We start from the raw sequence: 645 nt of genomic DNA on the forward strand, positions 1-645 counted from the left end.
AAAGGTCACATTTGTCTGGTGTCATCATACCGCTATTATTCCATTCACTAGCCGTTGTTTCTATAGGGAAAAGGGTCCCATAATGGTTCAAGTCTTGATGTCTCATTGGTGTTGATGGTTTCCCATGCTTGTGATGTAACAAGTAAATTGTTTTGGTCCATGGTGTTACATCACGTGACTTTGGTAACGTGTTCTCTATCCATTTCTGTATATCTGTTATGAGCGTTGGATTCGTCTGACTTACTACTATTATGTTCATTTTAAATTTGTATGCAGTTATGCTGAGTTCGAACAACCCTCCCCATTGTCTATCGATACTCATTATATTCAGATATTCATCCAATCCTATGCTGTCATTGTTTGGCAGCGATCCTATATAGGGTTTTAATTTTTTAGCAATGGTTCTTCCTTGCTCAGGATTTCTAGCGAATTCACATATTTCCTTTCGTAGGTTTTGCACTGTCATATTCGGGATCGCTCCTGATGCTCTGATCGCCTCGAAAGCGCAGTTTCCTATTCCGATGACATCTCTAAATACGTATTTCGTATTCTTTATCTCCACCATGCATGATGTATGGAGTCCTTTGCTGTTTCCGCCACTGTATGGTGTTGATTGTTTCTTAATTGTTTTACTTTTGTCAGTGT

Annotated in this window: 1 protein-coding gene; it reads right to left on the reverse strand. The window is 39.1% G+C overall.

The window, feature by feature from the left end:
• A partial coding sequence (locus B5P42_RS31470; RefSeq protein ID WP_181458863.1) for an OTU domain-containing protein occupies nt 1-565 on the reverse strand: 565 nt, incomplete at its 3' end.
• Nucleotides 566-645: the final 80 nt, after the last annotated feature.

It is taken from the genome of Bacillus sp. SRB_331, assembly GCF_003264175.1.
In the GTDB taxonomy this organism is placed as follows: domain Bacteria; phylum Bacillota; class Bacilli; order Bacillales; family Bacillaceae_G; genus Bacillus_A; species Bacillus_A mycoides.